Source organism: Fulvivirga aurantia (assembly GCF_009711475.1).
Taxonomy (GTDB): Bacteria; Bacteroidota; Bacteroidia; order Cytophagales; family Cyclobacteriaceae; genus Fulvivirga; species Fulvivirga aurantia.
Map to the genome: position 1 here is coordinate 1 of NZ_SMMD01000940.1, position 24986 is coordinate 24986.

At 39.9% G+C, this 24986-nt stretch carries 27 protein-coding genes; 15 read left to right on the top strand and 12 right to left on the bottom strand.

The window, feature by feature from the left end; all coding sequences use genetic code 11:
• The 3 genes from E1176_RS20990 to purE form a co-directional block, all read left to right on the top strand.
• On the top strand, nucleotides 1-1074 hold a 1074-nt coding region (locus tag E1176_RS20990), incomplete at its 5' end, for a peptidylprolyl isomerase (RefSeq protein WP_222933182.1).
• An 8-nt stretch (nucleotides 1075-1082) separates the two neighbouring features.
• Nucleotides 1083-2225 carry a 5-(carboxyamino)imidazole ribonucleotide synthase gene (locus tag E1176_RS18860; protein WP_155212601.1) on the top strand — a complete coding sequence of 381 codons (1143 nt, stop codon included), beginning with the start codon at nucleotides 1083-1085 and terminating at the stop codon, nucleotides 2223-2225.
• Between the two features lie 3 nt (nucleotides 2226-2228).
• Nucleotides 2229-2750: a 5-(carboxyamino)imidazole ribonucleotide mutase gene (purE, locus tag E1176_RS18865; protein WP_155212602.1), complete on the top strand. Its 522-nt coding sequence runs from the start codon at nucleotides 2229-2231 to the stop codon at nucleotides 2748-2750.
• Here the strand turns inward: purE and E1176_RS18870 are convergent.
• A complete protein-coding gene (locus E1176_RS18870; RefSeq protein WP_155212603.1) occupies nucleotides 2734-3750 on the bottom strand; it encodes a potassium channel family protein in 1017 nt (338 codons plus the stop codon). The two genes, purE and E1176_RS18870, sit on opposite strands and share 17 nt — an antisense overlap.
• A gap of 170 nt (nucleotides 3751-3920) precedes the next feature.
• Here E1176_RS18870 and E1176_RS18875 point away from each other — a divergent pair, with 170 nt between their 5' ends.
• The 5 genes from E1176_RS18875 to E1176_RS18895 all read left to right on the top strand — a co-directional run bounded on the left by E1176_RS18875 (nucleotide 3921) and on the right by E1176_RS18895 (nucleotide 7733).
• Nucleotides 3921-4229 carry a hypothetical protein gene (locus E1176_RS18875; RefSeq protein WP_155212604.1) on the top strand — a complete coding sequence of 103 codons (309 nt, stop codon included), beginning with the start codon at nucleotides 3921-3923 and terminating at the stop codon, nucleotides 4227-4229.
• On the top strand, nucleotides 4230-4703 hold the full coding sequence (locus E1176_RS18880) for a hypothetical protein (RefSeq protein ID WP_155212605.1): 474 nt from the start codon (nucleotides 4230-4232) through the stop codon (nucleotides 4701-4703).
• Between the two features lie 72 nt (nucleotides 4704-4775).
• Entirely contained in the window at nucleotides 4776-5492 is a 717-nt protein-coding gene (locus tag E1176_RS18885; protein ID WP_155212606.1) for a sulfotransferase-like domain-containing protein, read from the top strand.
• A 4-nt stretch (nucleotides 5493-5496) separates the two neighbouring features.
• Nucleotides 5497-6417, top strand: coding sequence for an aminotransferase class IV (locus E1176_RS18890; RefSeq protein ID WP_155212607.1), 921 nt, complete (start codon nucleotides 5497-5499; stop codon nucleotides 6415-6417).
• Between the two features lie 38 nt (nucleotides 6418-6455).
• Nucleotides 6456-7733, top strand: a complete 1278-nt coding sequence (locus E1176_RS18895) for a tellurite resistance TerB family protein (RefSeq protein ID WP_155212608.1) — start codon at nucleotides 6456-6458, stop codon at nucleotides 7731-7733.
• On the opposite strand, the gene E1176_RS18900 is transcribed toward E1176_RS18895, so the two are convergent.
• From E1176_RS18900 to E1176_RS18910, 3 genes are all read right to left on the bottom strand, one after another.
• On the bottom strand, nucleotides 7730-8701 hold the full coding sequence (locus tag E1176_RS18900; protein WP_155212609.1) for a TerC family protein: 972 nt from the start codon (nucleotides 8699-8701) through the stop codon (nucleotides 7730-7732). The two genes, E1176_RS18895 and E1176_RS18900, sit on opposite strands and share 4 nt — an antisense overlap.
• A 165-nt stretch (nucleotides 8702-8866) precedes the next feature.
• Complete coding sequence (locus E1176_RS18905) at nucleotides 8867-9274, bottom strand: Fur family transcriptional regulator (protein ID WP_155212610.1); 408 nt, start codon at nucleotides 9272-9274, stop codon at nucleotides 8867-8869.
• Between the two features lie 9 nt (nucleotides 9275-9283).
• Nucleotides 9284-11107 carry an ABC transporter ATP-binding protein gene (locus E1176_RS18910; protein ID WP_155212611.1) on the bottom strand — a complete coding sequence of 608 codons (1824 nt, stop codon included), beginning with the start codon at nucleotides 11105-11107 and terminating at the stop codon, nucleotides 9284-9286.
• A gap of 140 nt (nucleotides 11108-11247) precedes the next feature.
• Here E1176_RS18910 and E1176_RS18915 point away from each other — a divergent pair, with 140 nt between their 5' ends.
• Nucleotides 11248-12159 (top strand): universal stress protein, encoded by a 912-nt coding sequence (locus tag E1176_RS18915; RefSeq protein WP_155212612.1) that lies wholly within the window; start codon nucleotides 11248-11250, stop codon nucleotides 12157-12159.
• Here E1176_RS18915 and E1176_RS18920 read toward each other — a convergent pair.
• The 4 genes from E1176_RS18920 to E1176_RS18935 all read right to left on the bottom strand — a co-directional run bounded on the left by E1176_RS18920 (nucleotide 12156) and on the right by E1176_RS18935 (nucleotide 16269).
• On the bottom strand, nucleotides 12156-12755 hold the full coding sequence (locus E1176_RS18920) for a hypothetical protein (protein WP_155212613.1): 600 nt from the start codon (nucleotides 12753-12755) through the stop codon (nucleotides 12156-12158). The two genes, E1176_RS18915 and E1176_RS18920, sit on opposite strands and share 4 nt — an antisense overlap.
• A complete protein-coding gene (gene gpmI / locus E1176_RS18925) occupies nucleotides 12752-14272 on the bottom strand; it encodes a 2,3-bisphosphoglycerate-independent phosphoglycerate mutase (protein WP_155212614.1) in 1521 nt (506 codons plus the stop codon). The genes E1176_RS18920 and gpmI overlap by 4 nt, the downstream gene beginning before the upstream one ends.
• Nucleotides 14273-14337: 65 nt before the next feature.
• A complete protein-coding gene (locus E1176_RS18930; protein ID WP_155212615.1) occupies nucleotides 14338-15639 on the bottom strand; it encodes a carbohydrate porin in 1302 nt (433 codons plus the stop codon).
• 39 nt (nucleotides 15640-15678) lie between these two features.
• Entirely contained in the window at nucleotides 15679-16269 is a 591-nt protein-coding gene (locus tag E1176_RS18935; protein ID WP_155212616.1) for a hypothetical protein, read from the bottom strand.
• Nucleotides 16270-16323: 54 nt separating this feature from the next.
• Here E1176_RS18935 and radA point away from each other — a divergent pair, with 54 nt between their 5' ends.
• Nucleotides 16324-17703 carry a DNA repair protein RadA gene (gene radA, locus E1176_RS18940; protein WP_155212617.1) on the top strand — a complete coding sequence of 460 codons (1380 nt, stop codon included), beginning with the start codon at nucleotides 16324-16326 and terminating at the stop codon, nucleotides 17701-17703.
• A 106-nt stretch (nucleotides 17704-17809) separates the two neighbouring features.
• Nucleotides 17810-18415: a DUF2179 domain-containing protein gene (locus tag E1176_RS18945; RefSeq protein ID WP_155212618.1), complete on the top strand. Its 606-nt coding sequence runs from the start codon at nucleotides 17810-17812 to the stop codon at nucleotides 18413-18415.
• Nucleotide 18416: 1 nt separating this feature from the next.
• Here E1176_RS18945 and E1176_RS21410 read toward each other — a convergent pair whose 3' ends face one another.
• From E1176_RS21410 to E1176_RS18965, 4 genes are read right to left on the bottom strand one after another with little or no spacing between them, the layout of a single operon-like run.
• The gene (locus tag E1176_RS21410; RefSeq protein ID WP_155212619.1) at nucleotides 18417-19181 is read right to left on the bottom strand and encodes a T9SS type A sorting domain-containing protein; all 765 of its coding nucleotides are present in this window, start codon (nucleotides 19179-19181) and stop codon (nucleotides 18417-18419) included.
• Nucleotides 19182-19190: 9 nt separating this feature from the next.
• Nucleotides 19191-19745 carry a hypothetical protein gene (locus E1176_RS18955; protein ID WP_155212620.1) on the bottom strand — a complete coding sequence of 185 codons (555 nt, stop codon included), beginning with the start codon at nucleotides 19743-19745 and terminating at the stop codon, nucleotides 19191-19193.
• Nucleotides 19746-19783: 38 nt separating this feature from the next.
• Nucleotides 19784-20683, bottom strand: coding sequence for a 1-aminocyclopropane-1-carboxylate deaminase/D-cysteine desulfhydrase (locus tag E1176_RS18960; RefSeq protein ID WP_155212621.1), 900 nt, complete (start codon nucleotides 20681-20683; stop codon nucleotides 19784-19786).
• A gap of 20 nt (nucleotides 20684-20703) precedes the next feature.
• Nucleotides 20704-22005: an amidohydrolase gene (locus tag E1176_RS18965; RefSeq protein WP_155212622.1), complete on the bottom strand. Its 1302-nt coding sequence runs from the start codon at nucleotides 22003-22005 to the stop codon at nucleotides 20704-20706.
• Between the two features lie 222 nt (nucleotides 22006-22227).
• Here E1176_RS18965 and E1176_RS18970 point away from each other — a divergent pair, with 222 nt between their 5' ends.
• The 4 genes from E1176_RS18970 to E1176_RS18985 are packed head-to-tail and all read left to right on the top strand — an operon-like array spanning nucleotide 22228 to nucleotide 24926.
• Complete coding sequence (locus E1176_RS18970) at nucleotides 22228-23112, top strand: sterol desaturase family protein (protein ID WP_155212623.1); 885 nt, start codon at nucleotides 22228-22230, stop codon at nucleotides 23110-23112.
• Nucleotides 23113-23439, top strand: a complete 327-nt coding sequence (locus E1176_RS18975) for a Rieske (2Fe-2S) protein (RefSeq protein WP_155212624.1) — start codon at nucleotides 23113-23115, stop codon at nucleotides 23437-23439.
• A gap of 39 nt (nucleotides 23440-23478) precedes the next feature.
• Nucleotides 23479-23895 carry a VOC family protein gene (locus E1176_RS18980; RefSeq protein WP_155212625.1) on the top strand — a complete coding sequence of 139 codons (417 nt, stop codon included), beginning with the start codon at nucleotides 23479-23481 and terminating at the stop codon, nucleotides 23893-23895.
• Between the two features lie 8 nt (nucleotides 23896-23903).
• Nucleotides 23904-24926, top strand: a complete 1023-nt coding sequence (locus E1176_RS18985) for a hypothetical protein (RefSeq protein ID WP_155212626.1) — start codon at nucleotides 23904-23906, stop codon at nucleotides 24924-24926.
• Nucleotides 24927-24986: the final 60 nt, after the last annotated feature.

The window sequence follows — 24986 nt, forward strand, 5'->3', positions numbered from 1 at the left end:
GATAATGTAAATGTTGCTATTACAGCTGCTGAGCTAATAAAAAGAAACGCTCAAAATGCTGAGGAAATCACCACTTATGCGCAGAAAACTGAAAACCATCGCGTGAAGGCCTTACTATTAGGCGCTGCACTTTCAGTTGCTGAAAATAAGGAGGCCTTTAGTGAAAATATTAAAGCCACTTACGACAGTGCCAAAAACCCTTACTACAAGGCTGGCTTATTAGAAGCTTTGGCAAGCTATTTACCAAACTATCAGTATATCATTACGCAAACTTTTGATGCCGAACATAAGGCAGTATCTACTGCGGGAACCATGGCCCTTGTTTCATTAAGGGCCCGGGAAAGTTTTCCTAACGAATTAAAAGAGGCTTTTTCTGATGTATTTAAGCAACTCATCCAAACCAAAGACATTGCCATTGTGGCCATTGTCTCAGGTGTATTGAGCAATCCTCAGTATAATTTTGCTGATGAATATGAAGACTTCCAATTCCTATACGATGCCAAAAACAGTCTTTCATTACCTAAAGACAATGAAGCGCTGCAGGTGCTAAATAACACGATAGCCCTTTTTGAAGGTAAGGAAGAAATGCCTGCCACAAAAAATGACTTTAACAATCCTATAGATTGGGAGCTGATCAAAAAAATACCTGCCGATCAGCTAGTAAAAGTGAGCACTTCAAAAGGTGATATTAGGCTCAAGCTTCTGGTAAACGAGGCTCCGGGTTCCGTGGCAAACTTCTATTCACTGGCTGAAGAAGGCTATTTCGATAATAAGAACTTTCATAGGGTAGTGCCAAACTTTGTGATCCAAGGTGGCTGCAACCGAGGAGATGGCTATGGTGGAGAAAACTACAGTATAAGAAGTGAGCTTGCTAACATAAGATATGAAACAGGTAGCGTGGGTATGGCCTCGGCTGGTAAAGATACTGAGGGCACCCAATGGTTTATTACTCATTCTCCAACACCACATTTAGATGGGAGATATACTATCTTTGCCGAAGTTGAAGAAGGGATGGACGTAGTCCATAGCATGGAAGCAGGAGATTTGATTAATAAAGTTGAAATACTTAAATAATTAACGGCATGTCAAAATCAATTCAGTCTTTAGCGTTTGGTGTACTAGGAGGCGGCCAGCTTGGTCGTATGCTTATTCAGTCGGCAACAGACCTGAATATTGACGTACATATCATAGACCCTAACCCTGAAGCGCCTTGTTGCCATTTGGCCAAGTCATTCGTTTCCGGAGACCTTAGAGATTATGATACCATTTATCATTTTGGTCGAGACCTTGATCTCATCACTATTGAGATAGAAAATGTAAATACAAAAGCCCTTAAAGATCTTCGTGATGAGGAGGGAGTAACTGTTTATCCACAGCCTGAAGTTATTGAGCTTATACAGGATAAACGGGTGCAGAAGCAATTTTATAAAGACCATGATATTCCTACTGCTGAGTTTGTGCTTACTCAAAATCGGGCAGAAGTAGAAGCTAACCTTGATTTTTTGCCTGCTGTAAACAAGCTGGGTAAAGAGGGCTACGATGGGCGTGGTGTGCAAATTCTCAGAAATGAGGGAGATGTACACAAAGCATTTGATAAGCCCGGATTGTTGGAGCGGCTGATTGATTTTAAAAAAGAAATAGCTGTTATAGTTTCTAGAAACGCCAAAGGCGAAGTAAAAGCTTTCCCTGCTGTAGAGCTGGTTTTCCATCCGGAAGCTAACCTTGTGGAATACCTTTTCTCTCCCGCAGAAATAAGTGAAAAAATAGCAGCAAAAGCTCGTCAAATAGCAGAAAGTGTGATAATAAAACTAGACATGGTGGGCTTATTAGCTGTGGAAATGTTTATCACACAAAAAGATGACATATTAGTCAATGAAGTGGCGCCACGACCACACAATAGTGGGCACCAAACGATAGAAGGTAATTATACCTCTCAATACGAGCAACATCTCAGAGCAATTTTCAACCTACCTTTGGGCGATACTTCCATTCTCAAACCATCTGCCATGGTAAATTTGCTGGGTGAGGATAAGTACTCGGGAGAAGCTAAATATCAGGGATTGGAAAAAGTGCTTGCCACCAAAGGGGCCCATGTGCACCTATATGGAAAAAAGATGACGAAGCCTTTTAGAAAAATGGGTCATGTTACCATCGTAGATGAAGACATAGATAGCCTTAAAAAGAAGGCTGATTTTGTAAAACAAACCTTAAAAGTAATCGCATAAATTATGAGTGAAGCAAAAGTGGGTATTATCATGGGCAGTAAATCTGACCTGCCAGTAATGAAAGAAGCTGCCGATATATTGGATGAATTGGGTGTGGCTTATGAGCTTACCATTGTTTCTGCCCACCGTACGCCCCATCGTATGATTGAGTATGCCGAGCAGGCTAAAGATAAAGGCCTAAAAGCAATAATAGCAGGGGCTGGTGGTGCTGCACATTTACCAGGCATGGTAGCTTCACTTACTACGCTTCCTGTGATTGGAGTGCCGGTAAAATCGAGCAATTCAATTGATGGGTGGGACTCTGTTTTATCTATTCTGCAAATGCCCGGGGGCATACCAGTAGCTACAGTCGCCCTCGATGGCGCAAAAAATGCCGGAATTTTAGCAGCAGAAATTATTGGTGCGTTTGATGACCAAATCAGTGATAACCTGGCCAAATACAAAAAATCACTTACCGATAAGGTAATGGATACTGTAAAAGAAGTAGAAACAAAAGGTTGGAAAGGTTCTAAGCTTGGCTTTTAGCGAGAAAGCTTTCGTTAAAATCACGCAATGTTTCCTTTGTGCCCAGCACAATTAAAACATCGCCTTTATTTACCTGAGCTCGCGATTTAGCATTGAAGATAAATCCTTTGTGCTCATCTTTAAAGGCAATAATAGTTGCACCCGTTTTGTTCCGGATGTCTAGCTCTCCAAGTGTTTTATTTTGAAATTCCGGCTTCAGCGCCCCTTGTGCCACTTCCTGCATGTCCAGGCTGGCCTCACCTACGCCATTCATCATTTCAAGAAATTGTACAACGTTAGGCTTGGTCACAAGGTTAGCCATGTGCATACCACCCAGCCTGTCGGGCATTACCACATGAGAAGCTCCAGCTCGCAACAATTTTTTCTCGGAGCTTGGCTCAGATGCTCTGGCTATTACCTTTACGTCAGGCTTTATTTGTTTGGCTGTAAGCGTAATGAAAACATTATCTGCATCACTGGAGAGAGTGCTAATGACGGTACTTGCTCTTTCAAGTCCGGCCTCGAGTAGCGTTTCATCAGCAGTAGCATTGCCAGGTATAATATTATACTTTTTTTGAGCAGCCACTTCCAGGGCGTTAGCTTCTTGCTCAATAATTATAAACGGCTTGCCCTCTTGCTTCAATTCCTCTGCCGCTTTTTCACCATTACTTCCAAAACCACAGATTATGATATGATCTTTGAGTTTTCTCACTTCTCGGGTAATAATATACTTTCTTAGGACCTTTCGGAGCTCACCTTCAAACAGTATAGAAGATAGCACTGACACGGTATAAGCTAATATACCCAAATTGAGTGTGATATATAAAATTGTAAATAGCTTTCCGCTATCGCTCAGGGCTCCTATCTCACCAAAACCAACTGTACTAAAGGTAATTATGGACATATATAATGCGTCAAGCGTAGTATATCCCTCCACAGATTTATAACCTACAGTACCGATCACCATGCTGATAATAAACAGCATAGTGGCAAAACCTAGCTTCGAAAGTGTTCTCCCCATGTTACATTTCTTGATCTGAAGATATCCATTATGCGAAAGGATTGCAATCTATATTTTCATACAATATATAAGTTGTCTTTTCGTGTTAGTGACTAGTGAGTTGAAGATGAAAAAATTTGTTACCTTCACCCCCGGTCAAAATTTAATCGATCGGCTTAAGGCTGAAAAGTATGCGTTCAGATAAAGACATTTTAACAGCTGTGATTGCCAGGGCCGTATCTAATGGATATGACTTTGGAAAAAACGTGACACGTATAGAAGACGTGGTCATTACTAGCTTTAATGTTGAAGAAGGCACCCTAGCGCTAGTCTTGCGCACCTCCAGCAAAAGAGTTATACAATACGACCATTATAAGCTACTCTTTTTCGAAATGAGTTTTGCAAAAGCATTATTTGGAGCCGATTGGGAAAAACATTTATATGAGCTGGCTGTTACAGATAACATCTTAAAATATTTGAAACAAACCTTAACCTTATAAATGGCAGAAACAGGCACAATCACTACCGAGCAGGTGGATAAACTTTTGGCCAAAATTCAGGGCAAAAATAATTATTATGAAAGCATTGCGGCATTTTTAGCAGATAACTTCAATGTTGCGTATGTCATAATTGGTAAGCTCATATCTGGCCAAAGTAAGGTTGAAACTGAGGTATTTTACGCTAACGGATCTACGCTCGATCCATTGGTATACGACTTGCGTCATACGCCATGTGAAAATATTGTGCATAGAAATGCCTGTTTTTACCCAACAAATATTCAATCTTTATTTCCTAAAGATGAAGAGCTTAAAGAACTCAATGTACAAAGTTATTTAGGCAAAAGAGTGCTCAATAGTAAAGGTGAGGCCATCGGTCTCGTAGCACTCATGCACACCGATTCAATTCACAACCCAGACCACATAGGAGACATACTGGAGCATCTCGCCAATCATCTGAGTAAAGATTTAAAATAGAATCTGACGACTGGTAGCCTATATCTGACTTTTGTAGTTTGATTAGGCAAGGCAATTTTATAGATTAAGGCCATGAAGATTATTTGTCTATGGTCTGGCCCTAGAAATGTGTCTACGGCACTTATGTATTCTTTTGGCAATCGTCCCGATACGGAAATAATCGATGAGCCACTGTATGCACATTATCTCGTTCAGTCAGGTGCTGACCACCCCGGTAAACAACAGACACTTACCGAGCAGGAGAATGATGGAAATAAGGTAATTCAAAATCTTTTAAGCTACTCCAGTGATAAGCCGGTGCTATTTCTAAAAAGCATGGGGCATCACTTCCTAAACCTGGACCATAACTTTCTACACCGCTTTTCTAATATTTTCCTGATAAGGAACCCACGAGAAATGCTACCTTCTCTATCGCAGCAACTTCCCAACCCAATTTTACGCGATACCGCACTCGACAAACAGGTAGATCTCTACAAACGCATAATTAATCTAAAGCAAGAGCCCATAATAATAGATGCCAGACATCTACTTGAAAATCCGGAAGGAATACTAGGCAAGGTTTGCGAAAGCCTGGACATACCATTTTATAACTCGATGCTATCGTGGCAGGCTGGTGCGAGAAAAGAGGACGGCTCGTGGGCCAAATATTGGTATCACAATGTGCATAAATCAACTGGATTTAGGGCTTATCAGAAAAAAAAGGCTTCGTTTCCTGCATCATTGGAGCCGTTATTAAACGAATGCTTACCTTATTATCAATTTTTATACGAACGCAGCCTAAAACCATAAGTTTATGAGCGAAAAAGTACAATTACCAGATGAGAGAAATGCTGATATACTCATCAATATAAATGGCATATTACATAAAAGAGAAGATGCCAAAGTTTCCGTGTTTGATAGTGTAGTGCAGGGTGGTGATGCTGTCTGGGAGGGCATAAGGGTGTATAATAAGAAAGTATTTATGCTCGAGGAGCACCTCGATAGACTGATGGACTCGGCAAAAGCCATGGCATTTGCACAGATCCCTTCCAGGGATAGTGTAAGAAAGGAAATATTTCGAACACTCAATGCCAATAAGATGTATGATGAGGCGCACATGAGGCTTACACTTACCAGAGGAGAAAAAACTACTTCCGGTATGAGTCCACACTTCAACCAGTCTGGCCCAACACTTATTATTTTAGCAGAATGGAAAAAGCCTGTTTATAATGCCAGTGGTATAAAACTCATTACCTCCTCTATAAGAAGAAACTCTCCTCAATGCGTTGACTCCAAAATTCATCATAATAATCTCATCAATAATATTCTAGCAAAAATAGAAGCTAACCTGGCCGGTGTTGATGACGCGGTAATGCTCGATATCAATGGCTTTGTATCTGAAACCAATGCCACCAATATATTCTTCGTAAAAAACGGTGTTACCTATACTCCATTTGCCGATAGTTGTTTGCCAGGCATCACTCGCAGAAATGTAATTTTACTTGCCAGGGCTAATGACATACCTATTGAAGAAAAAATGCTTACTATTGCCGAAATGTATGCCGCTGATGAAGCCTTTGTTACCGGCTCAATGGGTGAACTTACACCTGTTTTGACCATAGATGGCAGACAAATAGGTGAAGGCGAAACAGGTAAATTCACTAAAAAATTTATGACATTATATCAGGCTAAATGTGCTTCTGAAGGTGTTGAAATACCAGAAGACATCATTTAAACCTCGGATATATGGACATTTTACACTAAATTTTCACAATGAATCCGTCTAAAAAAGGTTGGTTGTCAGATTTTCTGGAGTATAGAAAAAGACAGTTTGAAAGCGACAAAGATTCAAAAAAGGAGTATCCCGGTCAGGATCCTGAACAGTCGTTTTATGGAATAGTGCAGCCAACAGGCATCATGTACGGCTATGCAGTCACAACACTAGACTCTGTAGACACTACCGACTGGTCGGACAAGGATAAGGTAAAGGTACTTCTGGTAAATAGCCTTATCAACGTGGCAGAGCTATACAGCGAAAAATCTGCTGATGTTGAGGCCTTCTCACAGCTCATGCAGAATACATTGGAAATGATGTGCTCTTTTTACGAGAGCGTATATACCGATATTTCCATCAGCTCTACCAATTGGCTGGGTAAAAAGAAAGACACACTGATAGTCGCTGAGCGCATTTTAGAGAAACGGGCCAATATGGCTGTAGATGATAAAAGCAATTTTTGGCTGCGGTTTTTCCATAGAAGTCAACTGTTCTTAGACATCTATGTGTTTGGTCAGTGGACTTATACACGACCTGACAAGGTCCTGCAGGATTTCTTTAAAGGCGAGAAGGACGAGCTAAGTTACAATGCTGTTAAGGTAATGGCCGCAGCTGCTCATGCCAATAAGAATATTGCCGATGAGGAGCGATCGCTATTTGGCCACTTTATAGAAAGCTCTGGCATGCCTACTGAGAAGAAGCGCGTTGCACATGAGTATTTTGAGCATGGTCTCGGCATTCAGGACATACCCATCGACACCGCAGACCCATGGGTACTTAGAAAGTTCTTTTTAGAGTTAAGTATTCTCACCATTTGGTCTGACAAAAAAGTTGATGAAACCGAGCTTATCTTCTTAAAGGAATTTTCTAATTCTTTAGGCTTTTCTAGCGAAGACCTTGAAAAAAGCATGATAGCTGTGGAAGGTTTCGTATTGGAGAATTGGGTTCATCTGGAAGTGCTCCAAGATAAAAAGGACTACGAAGAGTTGAGTCAGGAGTATCTGGAAAGGATATCTACGTTTACTGTAAAATACAGAAATCGCCTGTTTAATGAAATGAAGGCAGATCGAGAGCTTTCTTCTTTAATCATAAAAGGAAATGCTCAGACACTTAACACTGGTGAAAAGGAAGTAATAAGACAACACCTCATTAAAATTCTCAGAGGTATACCGGCCTTTAGTTTAATATCTCTACCAGATCAGTTTCTTACCTACGAATATATGATTAAGGTATACCCTAAAGAGGCATTTGCTGCCTTAAACGAAATGCAAGCTTAATTTTCCGGTTTTGGATCAACCGCTTCTTTCTTTGGGAAGATCAATGAAAATACGATCGAGCCAGTGAGTGTCGCTATAATCACAGTAAAGGACAGTGTGATAGGTACATGTATCTCAAATATCTCAAGCAGCATTTTTGCTCCGATGAATATGAGGATAAACGATAGGCCTTTTTGTAACAAGTGAAACTTATCAATGATACCAGCCAGTAAAAAGAACTTTGCTCTCAACCCTAATACTGCGAAAATATTTGAAGTATAGATTAAAAATTCGTTGGTAGTAATTGCAAACGCTGCTGGTATCGAATCAACAGCAAAAATCAAGTCGGTAGTCTCAACTAATATAATAACAAGAAACAGTGGTGTAAATAATAGTTTTCCGTTTCTTCTTACGATAAACTTACCCCCAAAATTACTTTTGGTTATTTTAAGATGCTTTCTAGACCATTTAAGTAAAGGATTTTTACCCGGGTCAATTTCTTCTTCTTCTCCTTCGAAAAATATTTTAATACCAGAGTAAACCAGAAAAACACCGAAAATATAAAGTATCCAGTAAAATTTACTGATGAGTAAAGCACCTACGAAAATAAAAATCGCTCTAAAAACTAAAGCACCGAGAATACCCCAGAAAAGGATATTGTGATAATGCTCATCTTCTACTTTGAAGTATCTTAGGATTAAGAGTATTACAAATATGTTGTCTACAGAGAGGGCATATTCCGTAAGGTAAGCCGAGAAGTATTCTAATGATGCCTGAGTACCACCATCGTATAGGTAAATCAAGTAACCGAAAGCTACAGATATGGCGACCCAAAAGATCGACTGAAAAAATGCCGACTTGGTTGATACCTTGTGGGCCTTTTTATTGAATACGCCCAGGTCAATTATAAGAAACAGGAAGATAATCGCCCCAAATAAGGCAAAGAGCCACCCTTCTCCCTGATTTTCGAATAGTGTAAAAAGAAACATTCGAGATTACTAAAACTGTGCTGTAGACAATAAATTTGAATACGATACCAACAATAATCTCCTAATATATCAAAATTATTGCCAACTACATTCTGGTAAAATTACAAATTTAATTTTAAGCCGAAAGATTAATTGAATTGATTAATGCAAACGATTGAATAAGGGTCATATACACTGTTCGCAGACCCCTTGTATGAGCAGGTTTCTTTCCTTCACTTTATAGCCTTTGGGGAGTTTTACCTCGGGTATATCCACAGATTCTATACAAGTTGTTTGGCCGCAAGTCTCACATTTAAAATGTACATGCTCATGGTGATGGTGGTGTGTTGAGCAATCTTGACATAGCGCATATTTAGTTATGCCATTATCGTCCAGGACTTTATGTATGAGGCCTTTCTCTTCAAAACTTTTAAGTGTTCTGTATACCGTAACCCTATCGAAAGATGAGCTGATATTTTTTTCTATAAAAGCATTAGAGAGTGCGTGGTCATTATCAAAAAACAACTGAAGCACCTCTGTTCTACAGGGTGTAGATTTAAGCTGAAATTTTCTCAGAGTGTTTGGTAGCTGCATATGACTAATTTACGATAATTGAAATTGAAGTTTCAATAAATGGCTGTATAACCCATCTTCCTGCACCGAAAGTTCCTCATGTGACCCCGACTCTATGATACTACCTCCTTTAATAACAAAAATCTTATCGGCTTTTCTTACCGTAGCCAATCTATGTGCAATTATAAGTGTAGTACGCTCCTTCATGAGTTCATCAAGTGCTTCTTGCACGAGCACTTCAGATTCTGCATCTAAAGAACTAGTCGCCTCATCAAGTATGAGAATAGCCGGGTCTTTTAAAATTGCTCTCGCAATAGCAATGCGTTGTCTCTGCCCACCTGATAATTTAATACCTCGTTCACCTACAACTGTTTCGAATTTGTCTGGAAACGACTCAATAAACTTTAAAGCATTAGCCTTTCTGGCAGCTTCTACAATTTCCTCTTCAGAAGCGTTGGGCTTTGCATAAGCAATGTTTTCTTTAATTGTACCGCCAAACAGAATTACCTCCTGAGGCACAATACCTACATTATCTCTATAGTTTGAAAGGTTATAGTCTTTTACATCTTTACCATCTACTGTAATAACGCCACCATCTGCCTCATAAAAGCGCATAAGTAGCTGGATGACTGTTGATTTTCCTGCGCCACTCGGCCCTACCAGTGCTATTTTATCTCCAGGGTTAATGTTAAGGTCTAGTTTATCAATAACCTGAACTTCTTTTCTGGTCGGGTAAGAAAAGTCTACATTGCTAAAAGTAATGGCTCCTTCTAATTTTTCATTTTTACTCTCATCACTAACTGGTTCAGCCTCCTCGTGTACAATCTCAAGTACTCTTTCACTAGCTCCGATTGCTCGTTGTACCTGGCCGTAAATATTGCCGAGGCCAGCAATTGACCCGCCTATAAATGAAGTATAAATTACAAAAGAAACTAAGTCACCAATTGTAAGATCTCCGCTCTGTACTAGTGAAGCACCATACCAGATGATACCGACAATACCGCCAAACAACACGAAAATGATAAATGAAATAAGAGCTCCTCTAAATGTAGCTGCCTTAAGGGCTGTATCCACTACCTCTCGCAGGGTGGTTTTATATCTTGCTGCTTCTCTTAATTCGTTGGTAAAAGCCTTTACTACATTGATGGATTGCAAGGTTTCCTCCACTATCACATTAGCATCTGCCAGCTTATCTTGTGTTTTTTTGGAGAGCTTTTTTATAAATCTTCCAAAAATCAGCGCTGTGATCACCATGATGGGGAAAGTGCCCAACATAAAAACGGTAAGCTTAGGAGCAATGATGAAAATTACTAATGTGCCAATTAATAAAGTAGCTGTTTGCCTAAAGAGCTCCGCAAGTGTGATTGAAAACGTATCTTGAAGCATAGACACATCTGATGTTATGCGGCTGATAAGCTCACCTACTCTTCTACTGTCAAAAAACTTTACGGGTAAAGTAAGCATCTTGCTATACACAGAGCCACGCACATCAGCCATTGATTTTTCACTTACCTGGGCAAATAGGTATACCCTAAAAAAGGAAAATATACTTTGCACCAGTAAGATGCCAATGAGTATAAGTGCTACATTATTGATGGAGTCTATGGTATAAGATTGCCCTGCTATATCTAACTGCCAGTTTTTGCCTGTTGCAATGTCTAAAAGCTTTCCTGCAAAGAATGGAAACGCCAACAGTGTAGTGCTGCTAAACACGAGACAAATCATTCCTACTATAAACACTCCTTTGTAAGGTAGTGTATAACTAAAAATGCCTAAAAGTTTTTTGAAATTAGATTTATTGAGCTTGCGCTTTTCTTCCTCACTCAGTGGTGCTCTGCCTCGATTCTTAGCCATTAAAATTATCTCTTTGGAGAAACAAGATGCAAATTTATTGATATAAAGTCTTAACACCAATCAATTGTTATAATCAGCGCCTTTTTATGCCCTCACAAAAAAGATTTTCTTTAAATTAGAACTCTCAAAATTGCACTTCTATGTACAGCATAAAAAGAATTCTTGTCGCCTTAGATCTTTCCGAATTAGATGAAATGCTTATTGCGTATGCCGCTAATATGGCAGAAATACTAGCTACTGAGAAGGTCTACTTTTTTCATGTGGCCAAATCTTTAGAGCTGCCTGAGCGTGTGAGTGAAAAATATCCCGATTTATTGGCGCCTCTAGATGAATCCTTAAGAAATGATTTAACAAAAAAAATAGATGCCCAATTTAAAGCCGCTTGCGACTATCAAATAGAAATAAAAGAAGGTAATCCGGCAGACCAGATTATGCGCTGGTCTGATATCAAAGAGATAGACCTCATTATGGTCGGCAGAAAGCTGCAACTGAGAGGTCAGGGTGTTTTACCTGGTAAGCTGGCCAGAGTGGCACATTGCTCTGTACTTTTTGTGCCAGAAAACTCACAACCAAAGATCGACAAAATAGTCATCCCGGTAGACTTTTCAAGAAACTCTAATTTAGCATTAGAAATGGCTCTTGAGTTCAAAAAGGCCACTTCTTCACAATTGATCCTTCAAAATACCTATACAGTACCTTGGGGTTATCATAGTCTTGGTAAGTCTTATGAAGAGTTTGCCGAAATTATGAAAGAGCATGCCCATGAAGACGCTATACAGTTTTTAAAGAGAAAAGATATAGACGAAAGCAGCATTACCTTAGAACTCTCTTTAGATAAAGAAGAAAGTCCTGCAGAAAGAGCCTATGAAATCGCCACAAAACACAGTGCTGACCTGGTAATTATGAGTTCTAAAGGAAGGTCTGGTATCGCTCAGCTGCTTTTGGGTAGTGTGGCAGAAAAAATGATTAAACTAGATGCTACCATTCCTTTAATGGTGGTTAAAAACAAGAATGATAACATGGGCTTTTTTGAAGCCCTTATGAAAATCTAAGGAAGTACAACTTCACCGGATACCTCAAAGACAACTGAGTCTTTGAGGATCATTTTCTGCCCTCCTTTTACTACAAACTTTTTCAAAGCCGTTTTTCCGGTTATATCATCAAAATACATGGTAAAGTAGCGGCTCGACTTGTAAATAGGATTGTCCTCTTTGTAGTGTGCTTCTATTTTTTTAAGCCCATTTAAATCCTCAAGGTAATAAAGCTTTAAATATTGCACCTCGAGATCGTCTGTATCTTCGCCCTCAGGTATAAACTGTTTTATTTTAAGATTACTTTGCGTGTCATCGACCACAGAGGTATTGTAAACATCTTTTAAAACAGGTTTATTGATGTTCATTTTCTTAAAAAACGCTAACTCATCTTTCCAGTTGGCACTGTCTGGCAGATAAGTAGTGGTGGAGGTGTCTCCATCAACAAACGCATGTTTGTTAATTTTCGCCTCGCTAGTTAAAAGCAACTCATGTTGTTTTTGTAACAAGCTATCTATGTCGAAATAATAGACAGTATTTTTTGATGGCTTTGAATTTTCAGAGCAGCCTAGCACTACTAAAACCAAACTAAAGAGGAATATCGCCTTTCTCATCATACCAATACCTCTCCTGTCATTTCTTCAGGAATATTTATACCCATAATCTTTAGTATAGTAGGCGCCAGATCTCCCAGCTTGCCATCTTTTACGGTACTATTGAAGTCTTTGCTTACAAAAATACAGGGCACAAGGTTAGTGGTGTGTGCTGTATTTGGCGTTCCGTCAGGATTAATCATCATGTCGGAGTTACCATGATCGGCAATTACTATAGTAAGATAGTCGTTTTCTAATGCAGTTTTTATCACAGCTTCTGCACATTGATCTACAGCTTCGCATGCTTTTACGGCAGCATCGAAAACACCGGTATGCCCCACCATGTCTGGGTTGGCAAAGTTTAAGCACACAAAGTCTGGTTCTTTTTTATTAAGCTCAGGTATGATATTGTCTTTTATCTCAAAAGCACTCATCTCTGGCTTTAAGTCATATGTAGCCACTTTAGGCGATGGACACAAAATTCTTTTCTCTCCATCAAACTCACCCTCTCGACCCCCTGAGAAGAAAAATGTCACGTGTGGATATTTTTCTGTTTCTGCTATTCTTATCTGTTTCTTTCCTGCTCGCTCGAGCACAGCCCCCAACGTATTTGTGAGGTTGTCTTTGCTAAATATGACATCTACTTTTTTGAAGGAGTCGTCATAATTAGTCATAGTAATGTAATGCAAATCGAGCTTATGCATATTTTGCTCGTGGAAGTCTTTCTGAGTAAGCGCCTGAGTTATTTGTCGACCTCTGTCAGTTCTAAAATTAAAGCAGATTACAATATCTCCGTCTTTAATTGTAGCCAGCGGGTTGCCTTCACCATCAACCGCACAAATTGGTTTTATAAACTCATCAGTTACACCATCAGCATACGATTCTTCTACTGCACTTAGTACGTCTTTGGTTTCCTTGCCTATACCATTTACCATTAAGTCATAGGCCAGCTTCACCCTTTCCCAACGGTTATCCCTATCCATAGCATAGTACCTGCCCACGACTGAGGCAATTTGTCCTGTGGTTTGCTCACAATGCTGCCTTACATCATTTAGATAAGCTCTTCCACCTTTAGGATCAGTATCTCTTCCGTCAGTAAATGCATGAATAAAGACATTCTCCAGGCCCTCCTGATGAGCCAGGCTGCATAATCTTTTTAAATGATTGATGTGCGAGTGCACACCACCGTCTGAGACAAGGCCAATAAGATGAACATTTTTATTACTGCTTTTGGCCTTGGACAATGCAGACATCAAGACCTCATTTTCTTTTATCGTATTTTCTTCAAACGCCTTATTGATCTTTACCAAATCCTGATAAACCACTCGACCAGCACCAATATTCATGTGACCAACTTCTGAGTTTCCCATTTGCCCATCGGGCAGACCAACAGCCATACCCGAGGCTTCTAATTTACTATGCGGGTACTTTGTATATAGTGAGTCTACAAACGGAGTATTGGCTTTTGCAATGGCAGAAACTTCCGGGTCGGTGCCCAGCCCCCAGCCATCTAATATCATCAGGAGTACTTTTTTATTCATTACTGAAAAGTATGGTTTAAAAGGACAAAAAACGTCAATTTATTAATGCTATTCAAAGTATTAACTTATAATTCTATTTGTAGCAACATGAGAAGCACGAGAGCATTATCCAGCTCAGGGGCTGTTCCCGGGTTTATCACATATTGTACACTGGGCTGTAAAACCACAAAAGGAGTTAAATGATGGTTGATAGTAAACTCTATATTGGTTTCGGCCTGATCGTAACGAGAGTTTTCCGCCTGCTGAGTTTGCTCATAAGTATTGCCATTGTTTGCGATAGAAAACGCCAAACCCATTTGATCGTCAGCACTGATCAGTGGAACAGCAGAAACGAGACCACCTGAAAATGCGCTCCCTATTTGATTAAACTCATCAGCCGCCAGGCCATATCTTACAAAGGCGGTAATGTGTTTGGTTTGTTCTGCGTTTAGGTAAAAATATCGTTGGTAAGCAATATAGAAGCCTTGGTTCCCAGTCCGTTTTTGCTCCCCATTTAGCGACTCAAAATCTGCCGTGTAGCGCCACCCGCCTATAATTATTTGATTAAAATTAGGGCTTTCAAAACCTCTGCCAATGGCTCGCCTTCTAATACTACCTGCCTTTCTGGACTTGTCATTGTTAAATATCAATACATCGCTTCCCAGATTTATATTTAGCTGACCGACCAATAAGGCACCCTCCTCCTTGCTCAGTTTTATGTGAGTGCCGCCAGGTTGATCAAGCTTTCCTGGAACTGCGTCTAACACCGCGAATTTTACATTGGCTCTTTCCTTTATATTTGCAGAAACTCTTAAGGCCAAAGAAGTATAAGGAAAAGTTGAAGGCCCGTTGAGCCCGGTTTGGGCAAACTCTGCCCCCATTCCATAAGAACTGTGAACAAATAATAAGCCCGGTTTTACTACGTCAAACTCTGAGTTTATATCATACAGGCCGGCAAGAATAGAAATATCGTTATTAAAAAAGTTTTTTTGAATCCAGGCTTCAAACAACTTCCAGGTTGGGTAGGCTTCGATGTTGCTGACAGTCTGTATATCACCTACCAGCTCTGTGGCATAACCTCCATTATTGCCCAGGCCATATAAAAATAAACTTGTGTTTTTCAAACCAAAGAGTGTTTCCAGGTCGAGATTGGCTGTGATATCGACATTGTCGATGTATCTAAAACCCTGCTTAATACCTCCTCTAAAATTATAAACAGGCATGGCACTGTACACAGCGCCAAATTCAATTCCTTTTTCTTTCAGGCTATCGCGTACACCACCCCAATTGCCGGTGAGTGACGTGCGCTGCGCCTTACATGGTTTTATTAAAATGACCGATAAAAACAGAAAAGCAGTATAAAAAAGTAAGGATGTATTTTTATGCACAAATCTTTAACAAACCCAGTCACGCAAGGTTTGGCAGCCTCAGAAACAACACTTAAATGCCTTATAATATTTTTTTATGGCTTTGGTATAGGCTTTGTCAGCCGCAGAGATCGATGAGTTGACATTGGCAGCGTAAACTGTACCCTGTCCATCAGTATAAGCAGCTGGTGGCATAGTGGTTTTTATTTTCATCACCACAGTAGGTATTCCTGCTGTAAGGTCGTAAAGCTTTAATTCTATTTCAGCCTGGCGGGTTGGAAAGTCATTGATTTCTGTCACCATGCTCAAAAGTTTACTGGTTAAAATAAAGTCAAGGCCAAATTTTTCTTTCATTTCCTTCAAAACTTCCTTGTTGTAATTGTCATACCCAGGCAATTCCAGTCCGGCCGTCTTAAATTTGTAGATCATGTCACTTTCGTCTACTATTTTGAGACTAGGGTGAGCTGAGAAAACCTTCACCGCATTTTGATAAAAATCATTGGCATAGTAGGTTTTAATACCTTCAAGACGAGTGATCAAAATTTCATCTCCGGATGAATACGAAATTTTGGAGTCTGGAAACATTTCAATCTTAGAACTTGAGCAGCTGAAAAGAACAAACAGCAGTAGCCCTACAACAAAGTTTTTCATCAAAGCAAGATAGATATTAATCTAAAGTTATACTATGGCTATATTTGAAAATGTATGGCAAAAACCAAAACCACTTACTTCTGTCAAAATTGCGGTTACGAATCAGCCAAGTGGCTGGGCAAGTGCCCTTCATGCAACGAATGGAATTCTTTTGTAGAAGAGCTCACTCAAAAATCATCTGCTGCTGAAAATAAAAACGAATGGCGATCAAACGGAGCGGGAAGATCTAAAGCACAGCCTAAGCCTATCGGTAATATAAAAGCAGAAAAAGAGGCGCGCTTCAATGCCAAAGACAATGAACTAAACCGTGTTTTAGGTGGTGGAATTGTACCTGGGTCGGTGGTATTAATTGCCGGAGAACCCGGAATTGGCAAATCCACACTAATGCTACAAGTGGCGCTTTCGGTAAATCAAAAAGTATTGTATGTGTCGGGTGAGGAAAGCGAACAGCAAATAAAAATGAGAGCTGATCGCATGAGCACACAAATGCCTGAGTCTTGTTTTGTGCTATCAGAAACTTCTACAAGCCACATCTTCAAGCATATCGAAAATTTACAGCCCAATGTATTGGTTGTTGACTCAATACAGACGCTGCATTCTGATAAAATTGAGTCTGCAGCCGCAAGTGTATCTCAAGTAAAGCAATGCACCGCTGAGCTAATTAAGTTTGCCAAAGAAACCTCAACTCCTGTGTTTTTAGTAGGCCATATTACTAAAGATGGCACCATTGCCGGGCCAAAAGTTTTAGAGCATATGGTTGACACCGTGTTGCAGTTTGAAGGCGATCAACACCATACCTATAGAATATTAAGAACCACCAAAAACCGTTTTGGGTCAACTTCTGAACTCGGTATTTACGAGATGATCAGTACCGGCCTGCGTGAAGTGAGCAACCCGTCAGAAATTCTCATCTCTCAGAAAGAAGCAGACTTAAGTGGTGTTACCATTGGGGCGACCATAGAAGGAAATCGCCCATTACTCATTGAGATACAATCACTGGTTAGCACTGCGGCTTATGGAACCCCACAAAGAACCTCCACCGGTTTTGATAATCGTAGGCTCAACATGCTACTCGCAGTGCTGGAAAAACGAGGCGGCTTTAGGCTAGGCTTGCAAGATGTCTTTCTCAATATGGCAGGAGGTATTAAGGTGGAAGACCCGGCTATAGATTTGGCCATATGTTGTTCGATTATTTCTTCATTGGAAGAGATACCTATTTCAGATAAAAGTTGCTTTGCAGCAGAAGTGGGGCTTGGTGGAGAACTAAGGGCTGTAAATCGCATAGAAAACAGAATCTCTGAAGCACAAAAGCTAGGCTTTACTGATATCTATGTTTCTAAATATGGAATGAAAGGAGTCGACCCCGCTAAGTTTGATATCAATATTCACATGGCTGGTAAAATCAGTGAGGTATTTGCTGAGCTATTTGGGTAAGGAACGTGTAAATTTTTCAAAACTTTTTCAACTTTTTTAGTGACTTCCTAAGATACTCGCGTCAACTCTATAGTAACATTTTTGAAATTATTGTTTTTTGCCAATTATGGAGTTTTTCTTTGCCGGGCTAGGGATCAGCAGTGATCTTTTTGCCATTGTTGTTCTTCCCCTTCTAATATTTTTCGCTCGAATTATAGATGTTTCTATCAATACGGTCCGCATTATTTTTGTAATGACAGGCAGAAAAGGAATTGCTACTATTCTAGGCTTTTTAGAATCATTGGTATGGCTTTTGGCTATCGGACAGATATTTAAACACCTAGACAACATTTATTCATACATTGCTTACCCTGCCGGGTTTGCCGCTGGTATTTACGTGGGTATGCGTATAGAAGAAAAGCTAGCACTGGGAAAAGTAGTTGTCAGGATTATCTCTTCTGAAGATATTGATAGTATAGTAACCTACTTAAACAAGCACAAATTTAAGTACAGTATTATTTCAGGTGAAAGTGATCATGGAGAAGAGAAAATACTTTTTACAGTGCTTAAGCGTGAGGCGCTACCCGGGCTAAAACAAAAAATTTCTGAAGAAATCCCAACAGCATTTTACACTGTAGAATCAGTTAAAAGTGCCAGCGAAACAGGCCTGGTTGTAGAAAAGCCTAACCGTAGAAGGCTAGGCAGTTGGTTGGCTAGTGTAAAGAGAAAGTGATTTAGTCTTTCAAAAACCTATATATTTTCTCATTTACTTGTATATAATATAGGCCGTCAATGAGGTTCTCAACATTTATTACATCAGAAGTCTCTCCCGTTTTTACAGTTTGACCGTTAATGTCGTAAATTCTAAAATTGACTTCACCTTTCGTTTCTATATGAACCTCACTTTGTGTTGGGTTGGGATAAATAAGCAATGACTCCGGTTTACTAAACGTTGGTTCGAGAGCGGTCACTAAATCAATAGTTGGCTCAAATAATTCGGTCGTATATACAAGAAAATTATAGTCTTTTACGTAAGTGCTGTCATTGGTACGAATCGATACCGTGTAAGGGTTTAATCTGGCTATTTCAGCATTACTTCTTAGCTCCATCTTAAGCTGCTTTTCAAAGCTTGTTCCAAAGACCTCGTAAGAGATCGTTGAGTCAGGCATGTTTGTAAATACCTCAACGGAAAAGTCTTTTTCGGAAGTAAAACTTAAACTAATGGAGTCAGAAGCAGCTGGTAGTAACTCAAAGCTTCTGGGAGTTTGTCTGGTATTTTCTATGTCAATACGCCCAGGGAAGTCCTGCAGTACAACTTGAAAATCGTAAAGAAAAAAGCCTCTGTACTCATAAATACCATTGATTTCTTGATATTGACTTACTTTCACAGCAAATCCATATTCTCCCAACATGGCACTTGCTGCTATCCCTTCCTTACTCCAGGTCATCAGACCAGAAATGCTGTCTACTTTTACACCTTCAACCCAATCATAACCCACGAAGAATCCTCAATCTCTCTTCGGAGCAACTAATTGATATCTAAGTTTGTAGTCGTTTATATCATTAGCTGCAAGTGAAAAACTCAAATCATCGTTATAATTATGCTTAAATATTGGCAGCGATAGCAAAGCACTTGAAGAGTGGTCGAAAGGTGTGTGCTCGTCAATAATTAATTCCGTTTCTGTATAAAAAGTAGTTTCAACAGAATTGTCAATATTCAGGACTGATTCATTTCTGTTTGGCTCTACATAACCTATGAGATAGCTGCCGTAAGCAGGATAAGTGTGTTCTATTGTAAAGCTTGCTGTAGCTACTTCGTCCCCTAAATCTGGTCTGTCTGTGTTTTCAATTTGAGAAAGAAGTATAGGATCACCCCCATCTCCAAAATCAAGATATCCGTATCCTAACCTCACTTCAGAGCCAGTGTCAGTATACACGTTAATTGTTATTCTGTAGGTTAAGGTATTCAAGCGCTCATATGCGATACTACCGGCACGTAAATGGGTGGCTTGAGCAACAATAGAACATGAAAGAAAGCAAAGGAGTAGAAATAGACGGATCATACTTAAAAATTAAGCCGCTAAAATACGCACATTTAATATTAATCCCTGATTTTTTTGCCCTGAAGGCCTCCTGTGTGAATGGCAAGAACCTTTGTCCTGGGAGGGAAATGATCTTGCTTTATTTTGTCAAAAAGACCAAAAAGCATCTTACCCGTGTAGATTGGTTCAATTGGTATGTGGTGTTTGTCTTCAAAGTTTTTGATAAAGTCAACCAAAACCTCTGTATGCTTTGCGTATCCACCAAAGTGATAATTTGTTTCAATTTCCCAATTAGTAAATCGTCCCTTACAGTTATCTTCCAGTAACTGTTTTACTTCATCAATTAAAAAATCGCCTTTAAGGGCAGAAAAACCAATAACGTGTTGGGTAGTGGCGGCTGCTGAAATTACACCACTTACAGTTCCACCAGTACCTACAGAAAGTGCCAGTACGTCAAATTCTTTTGTTTTTTCATCTACGATTTCCTGAGCTCCCTTAATGGCCAAGGCATTGGTACCACCTTCAGGAATAAGATAAAATGAGCCAAATTTTTCTGTCAGTTTATTGATATAATCGGCTTCATTCTTTTTTCTATACGCTTCGCGAGTTACGAAGTGAAGCCGCATACCACATGTTTCTACAGCAAACCTGAGCGTCTGATTGAGGGGTTTGTCGGCCAATTCTTCACCACGGATAATTCCGATTGATTGATAACCGGCTGCTGCGGCTGCTGCTGCGGTAGCATAAATATGATTAGAGTAAGCGCCACCAAATGTGAGTAATGTACTTTTGCCTTGATTTCTGGCTTCTAAAAGGTTGTATTTAAGTTTTCTCCACTTATTGCCCGATACCTGTGGGTGGATGACATCTTCCCTTTTAATAAAAAGCTGAAGCCCTTTATCCAAGATCCAATCTTCTCTGATTTCCTGAATAAAGGGCTCCCTATGTATTTTTAGCATAAACTTTTCTTACTACCTGGCTATTTATTCATGGTCATGTAGTCCAAAGTTAGGTTAAGCATAGCTTTTACACCTAATAGCATACCACTTTCATCGATATAAAAGTCGGGAGTATGATGTCCTCCGAGCTTTGGTCCGTCTGAACCCTGATCTAGTGGTTTACCACCAAGGAAAAAGTAAAAGCCTGGTACTTCTTTCTGAAAGAATGAAAAATCTTCCGCTCCCGTAATCGCATTTATAATGTTCACATTTTCTTCTCCTGCAACGCGCTTCATAGTAGCTTCCATGTTTTGCGTGAGTTCGGGGTCATTGTAGGTAACAGGGTATCCAATCTGAATATCAACCTCGGCCTCTGCCCCCATACTTTCTGCAATATTGGTAGCTACGGTTTTTATCTTTTCATGAATGATCTTTTGCATCTCTGTATCTAAGGTGCGAATGGTGCCAATCATTTCAACCTCTTCCGGGATGATGTTATTTCTGACACCTCCCTGTATCATGCCCACTGAAATAACCGCTGCCTCTTTAGTCAGCTCAGTTTGCCTACTTACTATGGTTTGTAAGCCATTGATTATTTGAGCGGCTGTCACGATTGGGTCTACACTGGCCCAGGGTGTTGAGCCATGCGCTTGTTTTCCTTTCACCTTTATCACAAAACGATCTGATGCTGCCATGATACCACCCGGTTTATAATTAAGTGTGCCTACGGGTGAACCAGCCGCGATGTGCAAACCAAACGCAACATCAACATCCGGGTTTTTCAAAACTCCTTCTTTCACCATTAGCTCAGCTCCTCCTTCTTCTCCCGGAGGTGCCCCTTCTTCCGCTGGTTGAAAAATAAATTTAACGGTTCCGTTTAGGTCTTTTTTCATTTTAGAAAGTACTTCTGCCGCTCCCATTAATATGGCGATGTGCGTATCATGACCGCAAGCATGCATCACCCCTGTTTTTACTCCATTGTATTCTGTTACAACTGTAGAAGCAAATGGCACTGGTGTTCTTTCGGTTACTGGTAAGGCATCAATGTCTGCTCTAAGCGCTACAACTGGCCCCGGTTTACCTCCTTTTAGGATACCCACAACGCCTGTCTTAGCCGCTCCCGTCTGCACTTCGATACCCAGAGATTCAAGATGTGCTGCAATTTTCTTTGCTGTTTCAAACTCTCGGTTAGATAATTCCGGATTTTGATGAAAATGCCTGCGCCACTCAATCACCTTTTCTTCAACATCCTCAGCCATCTTGTTGGCCTTATCAGTAAGGTTGCTCTGCGCTAGAGCAAGCAGAGGGCACATTATCAAAATAAATAGTAAAATCTTTTTCATTTTTTAGATGGTTTATCGGTTTAAACGAAATATACGAAGAAATACAGAATGATAAACCTCCTCTCAAAACCTATCAGAGATAATGAGAAATTGCTGAACTTATTATCGTGCAGCTTGTTAACAGCTCGTTTGGACTATATTACATGTGCATAATTAAGCACGAGTGTATTATCTTTTAAGCCCAATATTGGGTAATTTCACGCCTCAACTTGTTGATCGAAAATGACGAAAGAAAAGCTGACCGTAGAGCAGGTATTAAATATGGATTTACCAAACATAATCCTCTATGCCGCTCCAATTATGTTCATTTTAGTAGCCGCTGAGTGGTATTTTTCTTACCGCGAAAAGAAATCATATTATGATGCCAAAGATACATTTGCTGCCACTACTATAGGATTGGTCAATGTAGGGATAAGTGCAGCAATTAAGATTGTCACTTTTGGAATCATCCTTTTTTTCTATAACCTGATACCCTGGTCAATTCCACATACCTGGTGGTCGTATGTTTTGTGCCTTATATGGCTGGATTTTTGGCGTTATTGGGCTCATCGTATTGCTCACGAAAATCGTTTTTGGTGGGCAACACACGTTACCCATCACAACTCAGCCAAGTATAATTGGTCTGTATCTTTCAGACTCGGCTGGACACAGCACATCAAAATCATTTTCTTTATCCCTGTGGTATTAGCAGGTTTTCACCCGGTAGTTTTCTTTATTGCCCATCAGGTGGCAGTTTTATATCAGTTTTGGATTCATACAGAGTACATCAGAAAGCTGCCTAGACCCATCGAGTATATATTTACTACACCATCGCATCACAGGGTGCATCACGCCAGAAATGAAAAGTACTTAGACAAAAACTATGGCTCCACTTTCATTATTTGGGACAGGATGTTTGGTACTTTTCAACCAGAAGAAGAGCAGGCTGATTATGGTATTACAACACCAGTAAACTCTTATAACCCAATTTACCTTTGTTTTCACGAGTGGATTGACATCTTTAAAGATGTAAAAAAATCTAAGTCGTTTAAAGAAGCTTACGCCATGGTATTTACAAGACCAAGTAAGCTGGAAGAAAAGAAGAAGAGTTTTCAAAAGCTATCTTAAATGAAGTGGTTTAAAGTATTTGAATCGAAAGAATCTGCTTTAAACACTATTCCTGATAAGGGTGTCAAATTGCTGCTTTTAGGACAAAGAAGAATTGCACTGGCACGTTTTGACGATAAAATCTTTGCAACAGCCGATGCCTGCCCGCACAATGGAGAATCTTTAAGTAAAGGATCTATCAACTATTTAGGAGAAATTATCTGCCCCTGGCACAACTACCGTTTTAATATCAAAAGTGGCACTGAGTGCCAAAACAGAACCCAGGACCTTCAAACATTTCCTATCGAATGCCGCGCAGATGGTTTGTTTATAGGAATCCCTGAGTAACATTTGTTTTTTGATTCTTGATCATTGAAATTTAAACCTATGCTATCTCCATTTCACCTGGCTTTTCCAGTAGATAACTTACAAGAAGCCGATCACTTTTATTCTCAAATCTTGGGATGCTCCAAAGGCCGAAGCTCTGACCAGTGGATTGATTTTAATTTTTTTGGACACCAACTCGTTGCGCATTTAAGCCCGGGTGAGTCTGGAAAAGGTCCGACAAACGAGGTCGATGGGCATCAGGTACCAGTCAAGCATTTTGGTGTAGTCCTTGAATGGGACGCTTGGGAATCGCTCGCTCAAAAGCTCAAGGATGAAGGCATTGAATTTGTAATAGAACCGTATGTCAGGTTCAAGGGTGAGGTGGGTGAGCAAGCCACCATGTTTTTTCTAGACCCTAGCGGCAATGCCCTTGAGTTTAAAGCGTTTAAAGACAAAACACAACTTTTTGCCAAATAAGAGCAACCATGAGATTTATCCTCACTATTTTTTTACTATCATTCTGTACGCTCACACTCGCACAACGAGGTGTAAATATTTTAGAAACGCTGGATAACCTGAACTATACAGCAGAGCTACCAAAAGGGATTTTAGCCAGTAAAACGCTTGTACTAGTGAGCGTTCCTGATCAAATGCGTAATGGATTGACCGTTCGTGGCGACTGGAAAAAGCCTGCAGAGATTATTCAGCCGGGATTTCAAAAAGCCGGGATAGATGCTGTAGCCTATTATCACATCAATGATATTTTTAGTGGCCCTGAAGCAGTGAGTGCCTTTGTGAAAAAGTTTGATGAGAGACAGCTTGAAAATGTAGCATTTGTGACCGAAGCAAATGGCCAATATCGTGTGGCGCTTACCAAGATTACCAATAAAGAAAACCTAATCGTTGCGGGGCAGGATGCATGGAAAATTGAAGGTGATGATTTAGAAAGAATGGGTCATGATATTTATTTGAAAGCAGCCAGCTCTAAGCAAGACAGAAAAAATTTGCTGATTATTGGTGTACCGATATATGGCAGTATGGCTAAAGTTATTGAAGCCAGGCGCGGTGAGTATTTTGATGTAAACTTTTCGTCAGAAACTTTGGCTATTCCTGCATTCGCAGATACCGCAGCAATAAATCAAATAATGGCTGATTACCCTTACGATTATGTAATAGTAGACCCAACATTACCTGAAAAGGACCTGAGAGATGAAGGCCATCAATATGTACTCTATTATGTACACACTTCTGCAAAAAACGTAAAGCAGATTTTAGAATACCCGATCACCGATACAGAAACCGACTACATTACGGAAGTGGTAGGTGAAACAAAGGCTGAGTCGAAAGTTAAATCGATTGATATAAACGCACCGGTCTATAAGTTTTACGTTAAGCATATATATTCAGAAAACGTATTTCTTGGTACCAAATGGGATGCTGATACTACCTGGCAAGAAGCTTTAAAAAACTACATCGTCAATTTAAAAAATCAGCTCATAAGAGACTAATTCTGCTTTTCTTTCGCCCCACTACCTCCTCTGTAAATCTCTGACTCATTGATAATTACA